The 18,670-nt window shown below is 58.6% G+C and carries 13 protein-coding genes; 4 read left to right on the forward strand and 9 right to left on the reverse strand.

Annotated elements, in window-relative coordinates:
- Nucleotides 1-9: 9 nt before the first annotated feature.
- The gene (locus RHIBUN_RS0102675; protein ID WP_025658325.1) at nt 10-1,329 is read right to left on the reverse strand and encodes a nucleotide sugar dehydrogenase; all 1,320 of its coding nucleotides are present in this window, start codon (nt 1,327-1,329) and stop codon (nt 10-12) included.
- A gap of 247 nt (nt 1,330-1,576) precedes the next feature.
- Nucleotides 1,577-2,185 (reverse strand): LuxR C-terminal-related transcriptional regulator, encoded by a 609-nt coding sequence (locus tag RHIBUN_RS34680; RefSeq protein ID WP_025658326.1) that lies wholly within the window; start codon nt 2,183-2,185, stop codon nt 1,577-1,579.
- An 856-nt stretch (nt 2,186-3,041) separates the two neighbouring features.
- On the opposite strand from RHIBUN_RS34680, the gene RHIBUN_RS0102690 reads away from it, so the two are divergent.
- The 4 genes from RHIBUN_RS0102690 to RHIBUN_RS0102705 all read left to right on the forward strand — a co-directional run bounded on the left by RHIBUN_RS0102690 (nt 3,042) and on the right by RHIBUN_RS0102705 (nt 9,228).
- Nucleotides 3,042-3,266: a hypothetical protein gene (locus tag RHIBUN_RS0102690; RefSeq protein WP_025658328.1), complete on the forward strand. Its 225-nt coding sequence runs from the start codon at nt 3,042-3,044 to the stop codon at nt 3,264-3,266.
- A 129-nt stretch (nt 3,267-3,395) separates the two neighbouring features.
- Entirely contained in the window at nt 3,396-4,568 is a 1,173-nt protein-coding gene (locus tag RHIBUN_RS0102695) for an efflux RND transporter periplasmic adaptor subunit (RefSeq protein ID WP_025658329.1), read from the forward strand.
- Nucleotides 4,565-7,726 carry a multidrug efflux RND transporter permease subunit gene (locus tag RHIBUN_RS0102700; protein ID WP_025658330.1) on the forward strand — a complete coding sequence of 1,054 codons (3,162 nt, stop codon included), beginning with the start codon at nt 4,565-4,567 and terminating at the stop codon, nt 7,724-7,726. The genes RHIBUN_RS0102695 and RHIBUN_RS0102700 overlap by 4 nt, the downstream gene beginning before the upstream one ends.
- A 332-nt stretch (nt 7,727-8,058) precedes the next feature.
- A complete protein-coding gene (locus RHIBUN_RS0102705) occupies nt 8,059-9,228 on the forward strand; it encodes an ATP-binding protein (RefSeq protein WP_025658331.1) in 1,170 nt (389 codons plus the stop codon).
- Nucleotides 9,229-9,249: 21 nt separating this feature from the next.
- On the opposite strand, the gene RHIBUN_RS0102710 is transcribed toward RHIBUN_RS0102705, so the two are convergent.
- The 7 genes from RHIBUN_RS0102710 to RHIBUN_RS0102745 form a co-directional block, all read right to left on the reverse strand.
- A complete protein-coding gene (locus RHIBUN_RS0102710; protein WP_025658332.1) occupies nt 9,250-10,974 on the reverse strand; it encodes a hypothetical protein in 1,725 nt (574 codons plus the stop codon).
- Between the two features lie 561 nt (nt 10,975-11,535).
- Complete coding sequence (locus RHIBUN_RS0102720; protein WP_025658333.1) at nt 11,536-13,068, reverse strand: altronate dehydratase family protein; 1,533 nt, start codon at nt 13,066-13,068, stop codon at nt 11,536-11,538.
- Nucleotides 13,069-13,113: 45 nt separating this feature from the next.
- Nucleotides 13,114-14,028 (reverse strand): SMP-30/gluconolactonase/LRE family protein, encoded by a 915-nt coding sequence (locus RHIBUN_RS0102725; protein WP_025658334.1) that lies wholly within the window; start codon nt 14,026-14,028, stop codon nt 13,114-13,116.
- 14 nt (nt 14,029-14,042) lie between these two features.
- Nucleotides 14,043-14,993 (reverse strand): ABC transporter permease, encoded by a 951-nt coding sequence (locus RHIBUN_RS0102730; protein ID WP_025658335.1) that lies wholly within the window; start codon nt 14,991-14,993, stop codon nt 14,043-14,045.
- Entirely contained in the window at nt 14,990-15,937 is a 948-nt protein-coding gene (locus RHIBUN_RS0102735) for an ABC transporter permease (RefSeq protein WP_025658336.1), read from the reverse strand. Before RHIBUN_RS0102735 ends, RHIBUN_RS0102730 begins: the two co-directional genes overlap by 4 nt.
- Nucleotides 15,934-17,400, reverse strand: coding sequence for a sugar ABC transporter ATP-binding protein (locus RHIBUN_RS0102740; protein ID WP_025658337.1), 1,467 nt, complete (start codon nt 17,398-17,400; stop codon nt 15,934-15,936). Before RHIBUN_RS0102740 ends, RHIBUN_RS0102735 begins: the two co-directional genes overlap by 4 nt.
- 69 nt (nt 17,401-17,469) lie before the next feature.
- Nucleotides 17,470-18,486, reverse strand: a complete 1,017-nt coding sequence (locus RHIBUN_RS0102745; RefSeq protein WP_018855449.1) for an ABC transporter substrate-binding protein — start codon at nt 18,484-18,486, stop codon at nt 17,470-17,472.
- Nucleotides 18,487-18,670 lie beyond the last annotated feature (184 nt).

Consider the following 18,670-nt stretch of genomic DNA (forward strand, 5'->3'; position numbering starts at 1 on the left):
GGGTCTCTCCTACCAGCAAATACCCTCGTAGAAGCCGCCTGACCGCAAATCCGGCCTGAGGCGCGTGAGGTCGACAAGATTTTTGGCCACGGCAGCCCTTGCCAATGGCTCGATCGTCTCTTCATAGCGATTGCCGACCAAAAGGACGTCGGCTTCGTCGATCAGTTCTTCGATCCTTGCAACCAGTCGTTCCTTAAGGTCGGGAACCTTGCCGTCGCCGCGCCCGGATCCACCAAGCTTGCTCTGATAGGCAACACGAACGCTCGGGTCGTAGACCTTTAGGCCGAAGCCCTTGGAAATCAGTCGTGATGCGAGTTCGGCAAGCGGGCTCTCCCGCAGATCGTCCGTCCCTGCCTTGAAGCTTATTCCGACCATTCCGACGGATCTGCCACCGCTGTTGTGGACGAGACTCTCGGCTCTTTCGATTTGGCGAGTGTTTGCCTCAAGGACCGAATCCAGCATTGGCGTCGCAACACCGCCTTTATGCGCGACATGGCGCAGCGCGCGCACATCCTTTGGCAGGCAGGAACCGCCAAAAGCAAAGCCCGGTCGCATGAAATAGGGCGACATGCTCACCTTGTCGTCGGAGCAGAGAACCTTCATGACCAACTGGCCGTCGATCCCACAGCTCTTGGCGATGTTGCCGATTTCGTTTGCGAAAGTGATCTTGGCCGCGCGCCACGAATTGCTGGTATATTTGATCATTTCCGCGGTCGACAGCGGCACGACGCTGCATACACAGGCGAGCTTAGCGTTCAGCTCGCGCAGGACGTTTTCAGTCGTGGAGTCGAGGGCGGCAAAGACGATAAGGCCCGGATTGTAGTTGTCATCGATGGCTGTACCTTCACGAAGGAATTCCGGATAATAGCCAACACCAAAATCCCTTCCTGCCGTCAGGCCCGAAACCATCTCGAGGATCGGTATGCAGGTCTCTTCCATTGTTCCTGGTACAATCGTGGACCGCAGGACAACGGAGTGGAATGAGTTCTTTCTGCGCAAGGCACCGGCAACATCGCTGCACGCCTGCTTGACATAGTTGAGCTCAACTGAGCCCTCGGCGGCGCTGGGTGTGCCCACACAGATGAAAGTTATGTCAGTATTGGCCACTGCCGCGCAAACATCGGTCGTGGCCGAGAGCCGTCCACGGTTAACGTTTCGGGCCAGCAGCGTCGCCAGTCCAGCTTCGACAATTGGCGGCTCACCCGCATTGAGTTTGGCCACTTTCGAGGGATCGGTATCAACCGCGACAACAGTGTGACCGTCCTCGGCGAGACAGGCAGCCGAAACGGCACCGACATATCCGATGCCAATAATGCTTATTCTCGACATGTCATGTCCCCGTTTTACGATTACTAAAAACTCTCGCTGCGGAATCCGGCAGCGTCTGTTTTTTAGGCAAGTCTCGAGTCTCGTCAGGCGCAAGAGAATGTTATGCCCGCGACAAAAGAAATGAAGTCGGGAAAAACAGAATAAATGTAGGGAAATTGCGAAAAGACGATTTTATATTTAGGCGCAATTGTATTGATCCGTAGAATAGACGGCAGCATCTATAGTACGTTCTAATTACGCGCGCGATTTAAGTATTGTATATGTCGAACCAGCCTCTCGATGCGCCATATTTTACTATGGATGCCCGGCTGGAAAGGCTGAGCTTGTCGGCTCCGCGTGCCTTGTATGTCTCGACTGTTTTGGTGCTCACATGGATCTCGGCGGCAATTTCCTTCGTGCTGAATCCATATGCAAAAAGCTTCAGCACAATTTCCTCTCTGGCGCTGAGATTGCCCTCGGAAAGACGCTCGATCCTCTCGGGTGCGCTATTGATCAGGGAATGAAAACTGCGAATATCGAGCGCCGACAAGCTGTTGAAGACAGCCGCGCTGATGTAGTGGCCACCCTGCGCAACAAGGGATATCGCCTTGTAGATCTGCTGATCGTCGTCGTTGGTGAAGACGATGTTTAGCATGCCATCGACGTAGATTTCGTCGATCCGGCGCGCGATCAGGGGATCCACTGCGTAGATGACCTTAAACGAGCTATCCCGCTCGGCATTTGACAGCCGACGCACGGCCCTGCCGACTGCAAGGTCAGCGTCATTTGCCACTTCGCAAATGACAACAGTGGGGAGGGTTCGACCGATGAAATCGACCAATGATTCCTCCTTGCGTTTCGTGTCAACGAAACACATCGAGGAATCTCCTAACAAACTAGAACCTATGACCTCGGGCAATCCCGGAGATGCGCAAATAGCCGAAACCCGGCTCTTATTCGGTGCCATGAAAGTTCCTCGATTAAGACGAAACTTCCTCCCAGGCATAGTTCGGAGTTACTGCATGTGTCCCGATGTAATACGACATCGCCTCCGGACATCAGTGAAGTAAGCTCGAACCGTGCTTATAGTTTGGAATTTAAATTACTAAGTCAAGGGATAAATAAACATCTTTTGTTGCGCGATTTATCGAAAGAATGGCCGATAAATACAGTTTTATGCTGCATAAACATATAGGCGATATTGATAGTTGCTGATTTCGGCGAACCTGTGATGATGCCATTTGATCGACCGCAACGGTGAGTAGCGTCAACCATGTGGGTGCTTTTCCCCACACGATACTCCTGCGATGCGGCGCCAGGCAGCCCTACTTGTGGGACCGAACTGCGGGACGACCAGATCAACATGAAACGAAGGATATGAATGCAGGTCAAGGCTCAGACCGCGGGGAGCTGAGGAAACCTTTCATGGCGGGGCGCCCAGTCCTCTGCTGACAATTTTTCACGCCGGACGGAACCTTTTCGCGATTGGCAGGTTTGAGCCATGGCCGCGCGCGGAGCCCTTCCTCCGGGCCACGCCTTTGGTGAAGGGCTTGCTGTCTCCCAGGCCAGGCCCTTCACCGTCCTTCCCACGCATTCGAGACAGGGACCGGCCCGATTGAGGCTTCCTGATGCCGCCGGCAAAGCCGGTTGACAGCACTTTCTGCTTTGGTTCAATGAAGGAAACCTCGCACGGCTCTCTGCCTGCGTGCAGGAACCCGCGTGCCGGAGCCAGCATGCCGGGCCCGGCTTCAGGCGCCTGTCATCTCCTGTTCGCGATCATCCTGTCCTGTGCGCTGATCCGCACCTTTGGCCCCAACGGCGCCTTCTCTGCTGCTGAATGCGGTTGGATTGCCGAAGCTGCCGTCGCCCTTGGCCCATGGCCGCTTATCGGTCCAGTCGGGATGGGTGAAGGGCTTGTTGTCGACGACATCGTCGTCAGCTCGCCATCAGCGTTCTAAGCCTGGATGTCCCGGGACTTGCCGATTTCAGCGACTAACGGTAGCATTTGTGAATTGCGGTCGATCTGATACCTACTTTTAAGTGCCTGGAGTTGAAGAAGCCATCTCGGTTCTGCTGGAGACTGGTCGATGAAACTGTCACGTCGTGTTCCGCCAGCCTGCCTGTTGATCGTGCTTGCAGCCTGGATGGCCGCGCCTCAGGGTGCAGTGGCACAGACTGCCCCATCGGTTGGCGTTATCAGCGTTCCGGTGGAAGACGTTTCGCCCAAGCACGAATTCGTCGCGCGCGTGGAAGCGGTTAATGCCGTCGATATTCGATCGCGGATCGAAGGGTTCCTGGACAAGCGCCTTTTCGACGAAGGCCAGGTCGTCCAAAAGGATCAGGACCTGTTCCTTATCGATCCTCGATCCCTGGAAATATCCCTGTCAGATGCCAAGGCTGCCCTTGCGAGTGCGCAGGCGACGCTCGCTGACGCCCAGCGTCGACTTGCGCGAAATCAGGCACTGAACACACAGACCGTATCGCGTGCAACGCTGGAAGAAAGCCAGGCCGCGGTCGAAACCTCTCAGGCTTCCGTGATGTCGGCGCAGGCGCGCGTGGGCCAAGCCGAACTTAATCTCAGCTACACCCGGATAACCGCACCGATCAAGGGGCGCATAGGGGCGGCCGAGTTGTCGGTCGGCAGCTTCGTCAGCGGCAGTTCGGTGACACTGGCTCGCATTGTCGAGCTGGATCCGATCCGGGTTGTATTCTCTGTCAGCGACCGATCCATCCTTGAACTGCGTGCGGCTGCCGGAGGTGCCAGCAAGGACGATCTTGCAAAGCGGTATGAGCCTACCCTGCGACTATCCAACGGTCAGCAGTACAAGGAACCCGGCAAGATCGAGTTTTTCGGAAACGAGATCGACGAATCAACGGGAACGCTGGCAATTCGAGCGCTGTTTCCCAATCCGGATCTCCTGCTCACCCCGGGCCAGTTCGTAACGGTGATAATTTCGGAAAGGGAAAAGACACTGCGCCCGGTTGTGCCGCTTGGAGCAGTCCAGCAGGATCGCGAGGGCAAGTTTGTCCTGCTCGTCGATGAAAAGAACGAGGTCGCGCTTCGACGCATAAAAGTCTCCCAGCAAGTGGGTGCAAACTGGGAGGTCGACGACGGCTTGAAAGGCGGCGAGAAGCTGATCGTCGAAGGCCTTCAGAATGTCTCCGAGCGCTTGGCCGTGACCGTCACTCAGATATCCCCTGATGACAACAACCTGACCTCCGCCACTCCCGTCCTGTCACCATCCGGTACGCCGCAATGAATATTTCCGCGCCGTTCATTGGCCGGCCAAGGTTCGCGATGGTTATTGCGATCGTCATGATCATCGCAGGACTTGTCTCCCTCCTTCAGATACCCGTCGCGCAGTTTCCGCAGATCACCCCGCCCGAAGTCCAGGTGACGGCAAGTTATCCGGGCGCGAGTGCCAGTGTCATGACTGACAGTGTGGGAGCACTGATCGAAGATCAGGTGAATGGTGTCGAAGACATGCTCTACATGTCGTCGTCGAGCACCAACAACGGCAGCTATAGTCTGACGGTCACATTTGCGGCAGGGACAGACCCGGCGATTGCCCAAGTCAACGTACAAAATCGCGTCGCAATGGCGACACCACGCCTTCCTGCTGCGGTCTCCCAAACAGGCGTCTCGGTGAGAAGTCGCTCCTCGAGCATGCTTCTCGGTTTTGCGGTCTATTCCCCAAAGGGGACCAAGGACGACGTCTTCATCAGCAACTACGCGACGATTAATATCCGAGATGCGATCGCACGCCTGCCGGGCGTCGGGGAAGCCAGCGTATTTGGTCCCGTCTACAGCATGCGCGTCTGGATGAACCCCGATCGGATGCAGGCGCTTGGGGTGACGGCATCCGACTTGACCGCGGCCATCCAGGGCCAGAACGCGCAGGCATCCGCCGGCCAGCTAGGATCTCCTCCATCGCCGACAGGCCAGCAATTGCAATTGACGGTTCAGGCCCAGGGACGGCTTGCGGATGCAACAGAGTTCGGCAACATAATCGTCCGCACCAACAGAGACGGAGCGATCGTCCGTCTTCGCGACGTCGCCCGGGTGGAGCTCGGAGCGCAATCATACGACATGGCCTCAACCTTGAATGGGCAGCCGAGTGCGACTGTTGTCGTTTATCAATCTCCGGATGCAAATGCGCTCGCCGTGTCGGCCGCGGTCCTTGCGGAACTGCAAACATTGTCGAAGCAGTTTCCTGACGACGTCGCATATACGGTCGTTTTCGACACGACCACTTTCGTTCGCCAAACCATCGAGGAAATTTTCATTACGCTGGCAATCACCTTTGTGCTTGTCGTGGCGGTCGTCTTCCTTTTTCTGCAGGACTGGCGTGCGACGGTCATTCCCACGTTGACGATTCCCGTTTCGCTGATAGGCGGCTTTGCCGTGCTTTACGTGATGGGGTATTCAGCCAATACAATCACGCTGTTCGCCATGATACTTGCCGTCACTCTGGTCGTCGACGACGCGATTATCGTCGTGGAAAACGTCCAGCGCGTCATGAGCGAAACCGGCGTCGACGTCCGCGAGGCGACACTCCGCACCATGGACCAGGTCACGGGCCCGATTGTCGCCACCACACTGGTGCTGGCCGCTCTCTTCGTGCCAGTCGCCTTTCTCGCCGGAATAACCGGTGAGCTCTATCGGCAATTTGCGGTCACCATCCTGGTCACGATCACTTTCTCGACGATCAACGCGCTGACGTTCAGTCCGGCAATTTGCGTTCTGATGCTGCGCCCCACTCCCGAGAGCCGCTCGCGGTTTTTTGTCAAGGTGAACCGGGGACTGGATGCTTCACGGCGGTTTTATCTGCGGTTGCTCGATCTCTTTGCCCGCAAGCTTGCCCTCAGCGCGCTGGTTTTTGCTGTCATCGTCGGCGGTACATACGGTTTCTATCGCATCCTTCCGACCGGCTTTGTTCCTTCGGAAGACCAGGGCTATCTCTTCATGAATGTGCAATTGCCGAACGCCGCTTCGCTCGAACGCACGCAGCAGACAATTGCGGCCGTCAGTTCCGTGCTTCAACGCACGCCGGGCGTTGCAAATACGATCGGAATTGCCGGCGCAAGCATGGTTGGGGGCGGTGGCTCCAATTCCGGAATGATCATTTCCGCGCTGAAGCCCTGGAATGAACGGGGGGCTGATCAAAGCGTCTTTGCTCTCATGGACCGATTGCGTGCCGAGTTTGCCGCGATTTCGACCGCCTCGGTCGTGCCGTTCAATCCGCCTGCAATTCCCGGTCTCGGGACGACGGGGGGGTTTGACTTCCGACTTCAGGCGCGGGCCGGGCAAAGCCAGGCGGAGCTCGCCGAAGTCATGAGGGGCCTGATTATCGCGGCAAACCAGACGAAGACATTGACCAGTGTCTTCAGCACTTTTTCCGCCGACGTTCCCGAGGTCTATCTCGATATCGACAGGAAGCGCACGGAGCTTTACGGGGTTTCGCCCGCCACGATCTTCAACACGCTGCAAGCCCACCTGGGATCGTCATATGTCGACGACTTCAATATTTTTTCGCGCGTATACCAGGTTCGCCTTCAGGACGAACCGAGTTTTCGAACCCGCATCGAGGACATTCAACGGCTGAGAGTGCGAAGCCAGTCGGGAAGCCTTATTCCGCTACAGGGACTGCTTTCCATTTCTACCGTCTACGGACCCAACTCCATCAGCCGCTACAATCTTTTCCCGTCCGCGGCGATCAACGGACAGGCTGCCGCGGGAACGAGTACAGGCGCCGCGCTCGACGCCATGGAGACACTTGCTGCGCAAAAGCTCCCACCCGGCTTCGGATACGAATGGACGGGCATGGCGCTTCAGGAAAAGCAGGCCGGTAACCAAACAACAATCATCCTGATTGCGGGGATCCTTTTCACCTATCTCTTCCTCGTTGCCCAATATGAAAGCTGGAGCGTCCCGCTTGCAGTGATGCTGTCCGTGACGGTGGCCGTTCTGGGAGCGTTGGGCAGCCTTCTGATTGGTGGTATCGACCTCAACATCTACGCCCAAATTGGCCTGCTGCTGCTGGTCGGACTGGCCGCCAAAAATGCGATTCTCATCGTGGAGTTCGCCAAGAAGCGCCGGGAGGAAGGGCTGAGCATCATGGAAGCGGCGACCGATGGCACGTCACAGCGCTTCAGGCCAGTGCTGATGACTGCGATGGCATCTGTGCTTGGCGTGGTGCCGCTGGTCGTGGCTACAGGTGCGGGAGCAGGCAGCAGGCAGGCAATCGGCACGACGGTTCTCGGCGGCCTGGTGGTCGGATCGGTCCTCGGCCTCCTGATAATTCCACTCCTCTATATATACGTTCAAACGGTCAGGGAGGCGGTCAAGCGTAAGCTTTTTGGTGTCGATCGGGTCGACCCAGACAGCAAACCTCCGGCTGCGGCGGCCGCGGATTGAAAATCCAACTCTTTAGGAAAGCTGAACTTTGGGATTCTCCGCCGAGAGAGCACTATAGTTTTTGAAAGCGGAACATCTGGAAGATCGCGGTATTCCTCTCACTGAGGCGGAGGAGCAATCACGCCATCGGTCGGTGCAGCAGGCGTCGAGCTGCTACAACGTTGCAACCCGGCGCAGCGGACGCGCCCCACGGATATGACTCGCTCTGGCGCCACTTCACGACTGGAGATCGTTAGCGTGCTGTCGCTTGCCTAGGGATCTGAATCGCACGTCTCCCTGCCAATTCGATATTTAACCTTGCATTTCGGGATCTGAACTCCATAATTGCAAGGATGATCCCCAGGCGAAAAACATTAGAACTCATTGAGCTCATCGATTCCAATCCCGCCGTCGCTTTGCTGGGACCTCGACAGGTAGGAAAGACAACGCTCGCATTGGAAATAGGCGAACAGCGGCCGTCGATCTATCTCGATCTGGAGTCGGACGCCGATCGAGCCAAGCTCTCCGAGCCGGAGCTCTACCTTTCCGGTCACGAGGATAAACTGGTTATTCTCGACGAGGTCCACCGCCTTCCGGACCTCTTCCAGGCTCTTCGTGGACTAATCGACAAGGGGCGGCGAAAGGGATTGCGCAGCGGCCGTTTCCTGTTGCTCGGCTCGGCCTCAATCGATCTCCTGAAACAGTCCGGCGAGAGCCTAGCTGGACGGATAGCATATTTGGAGCTTGCCCCAATTGACGGCCTCGAGGTCCACACGACTGAGCTCAATACGCTGTGGAACCGGGGTGGGTTTCCTGACAGTCTTCTGGCCAGGACAGATGCTGTTAGCCGGCGGTGGCGCCTTGATTTCATTCGAACGTACCTGGAACGGGACATTCCGCTTCTTGGACCAAAGATTGCTGCCGAAACGCTACGCCGATTCTGGACAATGCTCGCGCACCATCAATCCGGCCTTCTCAATGCGGCAGACTTCGCCCGCGCACTCGGCGTCGACGGAAAGACCGTTGCTTCCTATCTCGATCTCATGGTGGATCTGCTTCTGGTGCGTCGGCTCGAACCCTGGCACAACAATGCGGGCAAACGCCTGGTAAAGTCGCCGCGTGTGTACGTTCGCGACTCCGGGCTGCTCCACAGTCTACTTGGATTGACAACGCTCGAGGATATTCTCGGGCACCCGATCGCCGGCGCCAGTTGGGAAGGATTCGTGATCGAAACGCTTCATGCCGCTATGCCAGTGGGCGCACATGCGAACTTCTATCGTACCGCTGCCGGCGCCGAGGTCGACCTCATTGTCACTCTGCCCGGCGGGCGCCGTTGGGCAATCGAGATCAAGCGAAGTCTCACTCCGAAAGTGGAACGCGGCTTTCATAACGCCTGTCTGGAACTGAAGCCTGACCGCCGCATCGTCGTTTACCCAGGGTCCGAGGCCTATCCTCTCAACAACGAAATCGAGGTGCTGCCGTTGCGACAGCTTGGTGAGGAACTCACGCGTCTTCAGCCTTGATAGCGAGCGCGTCCGGCTATTTTAGTGTGATTTCACCAGACCGGAGAAACCAGCGACAGCCAGAAGGCTGAGGGCCCAGCCGATGACGGACTGGAAGAAAAAATATCTCAAGGAGAACGTGCCGTTTGGTTTCATCGAATCCGGTCGCCAGTATTCCCTTTGACCGATGGACGCTACCGGCAGGAGTACATCCAGCGAGTACATTGGCGCATTGAACTCCGGGTAGCTGGCCGCTTCCGGCTGATTGCGGAAGCAAGTGAGCTGGTCTTCCCCGACCGCGGCACGTCCAGCCAGGTCCTGTCCGGTTGATGGCATGTAGCGGATTTCGGTTCGCGGGAGATCACACATCGTCCATTCGGGGGAACGCAGAACGATGGGATTGTTCGGTTTCATCGCACCGTCGCGATAGGCGAATGCAAAGACACCCGTCCCGATCGCCCAGAAGAGCATCAGCCAGACCAGCACCAGCAGAGGCTGCCGCCCGTAACGAAGGGTGACGGCAAGCACACCGTCGACAATCGCCAGGCTTGCCCGCAAGATTGGATTTTTGGCACGCGCTCGGCGCGCACGTCGCTGCAGTCGCTCCTTGGCGATCAAGACTGCACGGGCATCCTCGTCATGGCCCATTTCGCGCAATACCATTGACAGATGCTCGTAGGGCTGCGGCCAGAAGTCCGCGTTCCACCGTTCTGGCGTCTGACGCGATAGCCAGTCGAGCCGGCTTGCCGCATCGGCTGGCCCTCCAATGAAAGCACCGTACCGGCAGCGGTTCAAAAGCAGGTCGCCAGTCTTGGGCCAGCTGCTCTGGTCGTCATCGATCGCGCCGATCGTCGTCGCAGTGAGGTCGAGCGCACCCTCGACGGATGCACCTTGTCGCAGGAAGAATGCGCCGTCGATGATGGCGCGATTGAGCCGCAGCGCATTGCCGTCCGGCTGCGAAAGTGATGCGGAGGTGCAATTGACGTCACCTCCGAAGCGGGCACCGAGCAGGCGCGTTTCGCCGACGATGGTCGCCCCACGCAAGGAAAGGTCGCCTCCTGCCACGATCGCGTCTGCGTTCAATGCGACTTCGCCCGGGCGTTCGATCTGCGCGCCGACCGCATTGACGTCGCCCCCAAGCCGCGCCGCCGAAAGATTGATGCCGCCACGCACATTGGCGCCACGCAACAGGAGGCCACCGCGTGTTTCCAACGCCTCGGCGTCGAACGCGATATCGCCGGGCGAAGCGATCGAAACACCGTCAGCCTCAATGCTACCGCCAATCCGCGCGCCGGGAAGGCGGATTTCACCGGTTACAATCGCGCCGCGAAGCGAAAGGACTCCCCGTGCCTCCAACCTGTCGGCCTGCAAGCCGGGCAGGGCCGAACCGTCCAGGAACAGATTGTCGATAACCGCCGAGCGCAGCACCGGCGAGGCGTCGAAGTGACAATCCTTGAGACCGATGTCGCGCGGTATCCGGCACCCCTCCAGGTCGAGAATGCCAATGATCCAGGCTCCGCTCAGCCGCAACCCTTTCTCATGCAAACGATAGGCACCGTCGCCAAGGATGAGATAGCGCAACAGGTCCGCCCGCACCGTCCGCTCGGGATCTTCCTGTTCCGGCCGCAGACCGTCGCCCAATCGGTCGAAGTCTCCGAGCTGCAGATGTGCCACGACCTTCGTTTCAGCGGCGCTCAACGGATGAAAATCGGCAAGGCTGGGTAGGACGGGAGCATGAGATCCCGGTTGGGGCGCTTTCTGGTTCATGAAGGCGGCATCCGTCTGAAATCACGTATAGATCTTGCTCGAACGCCGCTTTGCCTTCCGGGTCCGCAAATCGGTCGTTGGACAAGCAGGGCATGGCAATTCATGACGATCGTTCTCCTCCACCATGGCGTTCGCGCCGATCGTGAACTATGCGCCCCGACACCCGTCAACGTGATCCCAAGACATCGATCAAGCTAGGGAGCTCCCGCTCGACCTCGGTTACAACGATATCGAATCGTCGCTGTCTTGGAAACGCGCCGGGTCAGCACTTTTCCAGCCCGTCATTGATTTCGTCGTTTGGGTTGAGGGTCAAGAGATCACGCCGAAAGTTGATGTGTTGCAGCGGCATATGGGACCAGAAGCGTAGTTTCCGGACGCAGTGCCGATCACAGCCCGCGTGGACGACCCCGATCCCAGATTGCCGAAGAGCACAGTTTCAAAACGCGCCCGCCGGAGCGTTTGGATGACCGTGAGCGTTGAACACAAACAGTCCATCACCAACGGCAGCCGTCGTCGGGCTTATTCCTTTGGTCGCTGCTCAAATCATGCGCATCATCGATCCTATGTGACTGCACCCACCTGCCAGGGCACGAATTCGTTGTCGCCGTAGTCATAAACTTCGCTCAACGTCTTCTTTCCTGATGCGACGGCGATGATGTCCTCGAATATCCGTTCGCCGGCGGCCTCGATCGTATCGTCTCCGGTGACGATGCCACCGCAGTTGATGTCCATATCCTCCTGCATGTGCTCATACATTTCGGTGTTCGTGGCAATCTTTATGCAAGGGGCCGGCTTGAAGCCGGAAACGGAACCACGGCCCGTCGTAAAACAGATGACATTGCAGCCGCCGGCCACTTGGCCCGTCACCGCGACGGGATCGTAGCCGGGCGTGTCCATGAAGACGAAGCCGGGCTCATCGACAATTTCTGCATATTCGTAAACGGCTTTCAGGGGCATGGTGCCCCCCTTGGCGACGGCGCCGAGCGACTTTTCGAGAATCGTCGTCAGGCCACCCAGCTTGTTACCATGCGATGGGTTGTTGTTGAGTTCGGCACCATTGCGCGCGGTATAGTCGCGCCACCAGTCGATCCGCGACAGCAGTTTCTCGGCGACCGCTGGCGTAGCGGCGCGACGGGTCAGAAGATGTTCGGCGCCGTAGATTTCAGGCGTTTCGGCCAGAACGGACGTACCTCCATTGCGCACGACGAGATCGGAGGCGTAGCCGAGTGCCGGATTGGCAGAAATGCCCGAATACCCATCCGAGCCGCCGCATTCGAGCGCCACCTTGAGGCCGGACAGCGGTTGCTTCGTGCGGTTTGCCGAATTCACTTCCGGCAACATGTCGCGGATCATCTCGCTTGCCGCTTCGATCGTCTTGCGCGTTCCGCCAAGTCCCTGGATCGTCATCGTTCGCAGGCGCTTGCCCTCTTCGAGCTTGTAGTGCTCGAGGATCGGCGCGATCTGGTTGGTCTCGCAGCCAAGCCCGATCATCAGGATCCCACCAAAGTTCGGATGCCGGGCATAGCCCTGCAGCGTGCGCGTGAGGTAGCGGTAGCCCTCGGTCTTGGTATTGATCGCGCAGCCGCCGCCATGCGTCAGCGCCACGATACCGTCGACATTGCCGAAGCCCTCAAGCCCGCCGGTACGATTGAAGTGCGTGGCGATGTATTTGGAAACGGTTGCCGAACAGTTCACGGTGGTGACGATACCTATAAAGTTGCGCGTGCCGACGCCCCCCGCGCCGCGATCAAAGCCCATGAACGTACGCCGCTGGTCCAGCGGCAGCATACCGGTCTCTTCGATATCGACGCTGAACTGGTGGCGGTGCGCGGATTCCACGACCGCCAGATTATGCAGATGCACATGGCTCCCCTGTGGGATGAAGATCGTTGCAACGCCGATCGGCTGGCCGAATTTGCGAACTTCCTCACCGGCCGCGATGTCGCGGATCGCAATCTTGTGACCGCGAGGAATCTGGTCAACAGCCACGAGACCCTCAATCCCCGTTAGGCCGCCCGCCCTTATCATGACACGTGCCACAGCGACGTCGTCGATCGTATTGAGAAGGATCACCGGAGTGTCAGAACTCGGCATGGTCATTTTCCAAGATGGCTTTCAATTCTCTTTACACGCTTTGGTTCAGGGACACTGCGCGCCGTTCGTCGTCAAATAAATGGCGTAGACGGAGCGTGTCGCGGTGATGAACAGCCGGTTTCGGCGGGGGCCGCCGAATGTCAGGTTGGCGACAGTCTGCGGAACCTTGATCTTTCCAAGCAGCGTAGCGTCAGGCGAGAAGCAGTGAACGCCGTCGCCGGCGCTTGACCAGAGATTGCCATGCTTGTCTACCCGGATACCGTCCGGAATTCCGGTATCGATGCTGCAAAAGACCCGGCCATTCGTCAGCGTCCGCCCATCCACGACATCAAAGACGCGTATATGTCGGGGAGCCGCGGGGTCATGACTGGCACCGCTGTCGGCGATATAGAGTCTGGTTTCGTCCACTGAGAAGGCCAGTCCGTTCGGCTGCAGAAAATCGCCCACGACCGCTGTCAGTTCGCCGCTGTCAGGATCCAGGCGATATACATTGCGCCGGGATTGCTCGGGGTCGGACTTGTAGCCCTCATAATCGGACAGGATGCCGTAGGTGGGATCCGTGAACCAGATGGTGCCATCGGAGCGCACGACCACGTCGTTGGGAGAATTCAGCCGCTTGCCCTCAAAGCTGTCGGCGAGAATGGTGATGCTGCCGTCGGGCTCCGTACGGGTGACACGGCGGGGGCCATGTTCGCAGGAGACCAACCGTCCCTGGCGATCGCGCGTGTTGCCGTTGCTGAAGTTGGACGGGCTGCGAAAAACCGAAACACCGCCGTCGGGAACCCAACGCATCATCCGCTGGTTCGGAATATCGCTCCACAAGAGACACTGCATGTCGTCGAACCAGACCGGTCCTTCCGCCCAGCGGCATGAGCTGTCGAGTTCCTCCAGTTGAGCACTTCCGACGAACAGGGCCGTGAAGCGTGCATCATGGACTTCAAAATGTGAGGCATCGGGCATGGAACAATCCGCGTTCAGTGGTTTCTGAGCTTGCGGCCGCCGGCGATGACGATGACCGCAATGATAATGACCCCGGTCATGACGAGGCGGATGCCGGCGCCAAACCCGTAGGTGTTGAGCATCGAGACGACTAGGAACATGAACAGGGAGGCGCCCCAAATACCAGGAACGTTCGAATCGCCACCCGCAACGGCGGTTCCGCCGATCACAACCACCGCGATCGACGTCAGTAGATATTCCTGCCCCATGTTGAGCGCCGCGCCCCCGGCGAAACTGGCCAAAAGATATCCGCAGATCGCCGCAAGGACCGAGCATAACATGTATGTCGCAAACCGGACGCCATCGACGGGAATTCCGGCCATGCGAGCGGCAGTGATGCTTTGACCGATTGCCGCAATCCAGCGTCCGTAGACGCTCCGGTAGAGGAGAATGTAAGCCACGCCCGACAGAACAAGGGCAACGATCGCCACGTTCGGCACGCCCAAGGTCGTTTCCGTCGTGAAACGCGCAAGTGCCTCCGGCGGCTTGATACGCAGGCCGCGATTCGTCCAGATTGCCGTAGACTGCACGATGAAACTCATCGACAGCGTTGCGATGATTGGCGGAATTCGCAGCAACTTGATCAGCAAATAGTTCCCGATACCGACGGCCACGCCCACCCCTATCGCGACGAGCAGCCCCGCCACGATCAACGAGTTCTCGACATTCATGAACTTAAGGGCGACCGTCCCTGAAAGCGTCATGGTTGCCGGCACGCAGAGATCGATATTGCCCGGTCCGAGCGTGATGACGAGCATCTGGCCGAGCCCGACGACGATCGAGAAGGCTGCGAAGGTCAGCGCGGCCTGGCTGAGGCCGAAAGTGCTTGCCCCGCCGGTAAACAGGATGGTGACGAACCAGACCAGGAATGCGGCCACGAAAGACCACACCCAGGGCTTGCGCGCGATGATGGCAAGCGTCGTCATGCGCGCTTCTCCCTCTTTTCAATGCGGTTCAGCAATAGCCGCAGGCCGAGCACCACGATCAGGATCGCACCTTGCGCTCCGATCTGCCAATCCGGCGAGATGCGCAGGAAAGACAGGAAAGAGCCGGCCAGCGTCAATGTCAGCGCCCCGATCACGGCGCCGATCGGCGAGACGCGGCCGCCCACAAACTCGCCTCCGCCCAGAATAACTCCCGCAATGGAGAGCAGCGTGTAGCGCAAGGCGATGTTGGCATCGGCGGAGGTCGTGAGGCCGACCAGCGCTATTCCAGCGAAAACGGCAAACACGGCTGCCAGCGCATAGGCGCCTCCCCTGATAGTCAGAACAGACCAGCCGGCGCGCTCCACCGAACGCGCATTGCCCCCTACACCGCGCAAAAGCACACCGAGCGAGGAACGCATGACGAGGAAATGGGCAACGACCGCGATAACGACACTTGCGACGATTGCCATCGGAATGAGGGGTGGCCGCGACGTCATCAGGCCGCGAGCCCATTCCGGCGCATGCCCGCCCGGCGCAGGCAGGAGGATTACGGCAAGTCCGCTCCAGACGAAACTCATCCCGAGCGTGACGACGATCGACGGCAGATCGCGAACGTGGATCAGTATGCCGAGCCCAGCATAGCTGGCAATTGCGACGATCAGAATAAGCAGGCCAAGCAGCGGATTCGATTGAAGGACGGTCGCAGAGACGCAGGCGACGAAGCTAACGAATGCGCCCATCGACAGATCAAGGTCGTTCACGGTCATGATCAGCATCTGCGCGATCGTCGCCAATGCGATCGGCACGGCCAGATTGAACAGCAGGTTCAGCCCGACGTAACTCATGGCGCGGGGCTGCAGGTAGAAAACCGAAAGCAACAGGATCGTGAGCGACAAGGCGGGAATGACCAGGCGGATCGTATCCGAAGACAGCCGAAGCTTCATGCGGCGGCTCCCGAAAAAGAGGCGGCCAGGATGTTTTCTTCCGTTATGTCGGCACCGATGAGTTCACGGACGATGACCCCACCGTTGAATACATAGACGCGGTCGCAAAGGCTAACCTCGTCCATCTCTGTGGAATACCAGACGAACGCGCGTCCCTTGTCCGCTTCCGCTCTTACGATGGCATAGACTTCCTGCTTGGTTCCGATATCGACGCCGCGCATGGGATCATCCATCAAGACAGCCGGCGCGCTCGTCGCGAGCGCCCGCGCGAACAGCACTTTTTGCTGGTTGCCGCCGGAGAGTGAGAGAATGGGATTGTCCATATCCCCTGTGCGAATTTCGATGCGTTCCTTCCAGGAAGCGCCAAGCTCATCTTCCCTCTCTCGGCTCACCATGCCCCTGCGGGACAGATCACCGAGGTTGGCGATGGTCAGGTTGTTCAAAATGCTCCACAGCGGAAACACCCCGTTCAGGGCGCGGTCGCCCGCGACGAAAGTCACGTTGGGATTCGGACGGCGAAGCCAGCTGCCGGTTTGCGAGAGGTAAAGATCAAGGAGAATATCCGTCTGACCATGTCCGCCCAACCCCGCGAGACCGACCAGTTCGCCGGGGAAAGCGGCGAATGGCAAGCCCTTGCCCTTTCGCGGCGCAGCCGTCAACAATGGCGGCCCCTTGCCGCCACCGGAGCGGCGTGGTGACATGTCGCGCGCCTTGACCACGCTTCCCATGGTAGCGACGAGGCTGCCATGATCGAAATCCGCGGATTGTTTCTCGGTTACGACCTTTCCATCCTTCATGACGATGATGCGGTCCGTCGCGGACAGGATTTCGCCGAGGATGTGGGAAATCAGAATAATAGAGCCGCCCTTCTTGATGAAGGTGCGCACGTAGGCGAGCAATTGCGCCGCAAGGCTCGCGTCGAGCGAGGATGTGGGCTCATCGAGGATCACCAGCTGGGCCGGATGGGATATCGTCGAAAAAGCCATGGCGATCTCGACGATCTGGCGCTCTGAAATGGACAGATCGCCGACCACGGCTTCGGATTTTATGGCATGGCCGGGAAATATCTCGTCCAGCGTCTTGCCGATCATGTCGGCGGCGCGGCTGCGCCAGCCCCACCCCTTTAGCTCTGGGTGCATGACTCGCGTGTTTTCGATCACCGTCAGATTGGGACACAGCGATAGTTCCTGGAAAACGCAGCGCACGCCGTTGGCGCGCGCGGTGCCGATGCCATGGCGCTCAACGTCAGTTCCGCCGTAGCCGACCGTTCCCGCATGGGGCGTCAGCCCGCCGTTGATGATGTTGACGATCGTTGATTTTCCCGCCCCGTTGTGACCGACGAGACCGATACACTCACCAGCGGCAATTCGGATCGTTACGCCGTCCAGGGCCTTAACAGCACCGAAATGTACCTTGACGTCCCGGACCTCGACGACGGCCGGACCTTGAGCTTCAACGGTCAAAATTCAATCTCCCGATAAATGGAGGATCCGCCCGACGAGTCGGGCGGAGCAATGCGTTGGGAGGACCGGTTACTTGCTGTCGGCGATGATCTTCTCGGCGTCAGCCTGCGAATACTCAACGTTTGCGACACCGCCAGCCTGGGTGGTGGCAAGGTTGGCTTCGAGATTGTCCTGGTCGATGCGCAGGAAAGGCACGACAAGATCTTTCTTGACATCCTTGCCGTCGAGGATTTGCTGCGCCACCCAGAACGCCAGCGTCGAGACGCCGGGCGCGATGGAGACGGACATGGTCTCGTAGTTGTTGGCGTCCTTCTGCTTCTTCCACCAGACGAGCTCATCCTGGCGGTTGCCCATCACGACGGTAGGCGTCGGGCGCTTGGCGGCTTCGAACGCCTGGGCGGCGCCGTAGCCGTCACCACCCTGGGTCACCACGGCGGCGATCTCGGGCAAGCTTGGCAGGATGCCCGCAACCGCCTTCTGAGCGACGTCCTGAGCCCAGTCGCCGTGAACGGAACCGACGATCTTGAACTGCGGGTTCTTCTCCACGCCCGCATGGATGCCAGCCGAGATCTCATCGTCGACCGAAACGCCTGCGAGGCCACGGATTTCGAGAAGATTGCCGCCCTTCGGGAGTTTCTTTGCAAGATAATCGATCTGGCTTTCACCCATGGCCTTGAAGTCGACGGCAATGCGCCAGGCGCAGGGCTCCTTCACGATGCCATCGAACGAAACAACGACGATTCCGGCATCGCACGCTTCCTTGACAGCGCCGTTGAGCGCTGTCGGAGAGGCTGCGTTGATGACGATTGCATCGTAGCCCTGCAGGATCATGTTCTGGATCTGCGCGGCCTGTTCAGTTGCCTGGTTTTCCGCCGTCGTGAAGGGATCTGCAGAAGCGACGACGCCGGCTTTCACGGCTTCGCCGGTCACCTTTTCCCAGCTCGTCAACATGGCCTGACGCCAGGAGTTCCCCGCGTAGTTGTTGGACAGTGCGATTTTTTTTGCCGAAGTATCGGCCATGGCCGTTACCGGAATCGCCGCGCAGGCCACAGCCGCGGACGTCAGAAGCAGTTTTCTGAAATTCATGTGCTCTCTCCCTGTTGCTCGCGGCCCCACTTCCGGGGCGGATGCAACTTTGCAATAGTGTCGAGTTTCCTCCTCTCGACGAGCGGGAGAATGTTATAGATCGACAGGCCTGTATAGTAAGAAAGAGGCACCCAATTTGCGGCATTTGCTCTAATTGATGCGGGATCCTGCAGGACGCAACCAT

This window comes from Rhizobium sp. IBUN, from assembly GCF_000510625.1.
GTDB lineage: Bacteria > Pseudomonadota > Alphaproteobacteria > Rhizobiales > Rhizobiaceae > Rhizobium > Rhizobium altiplani.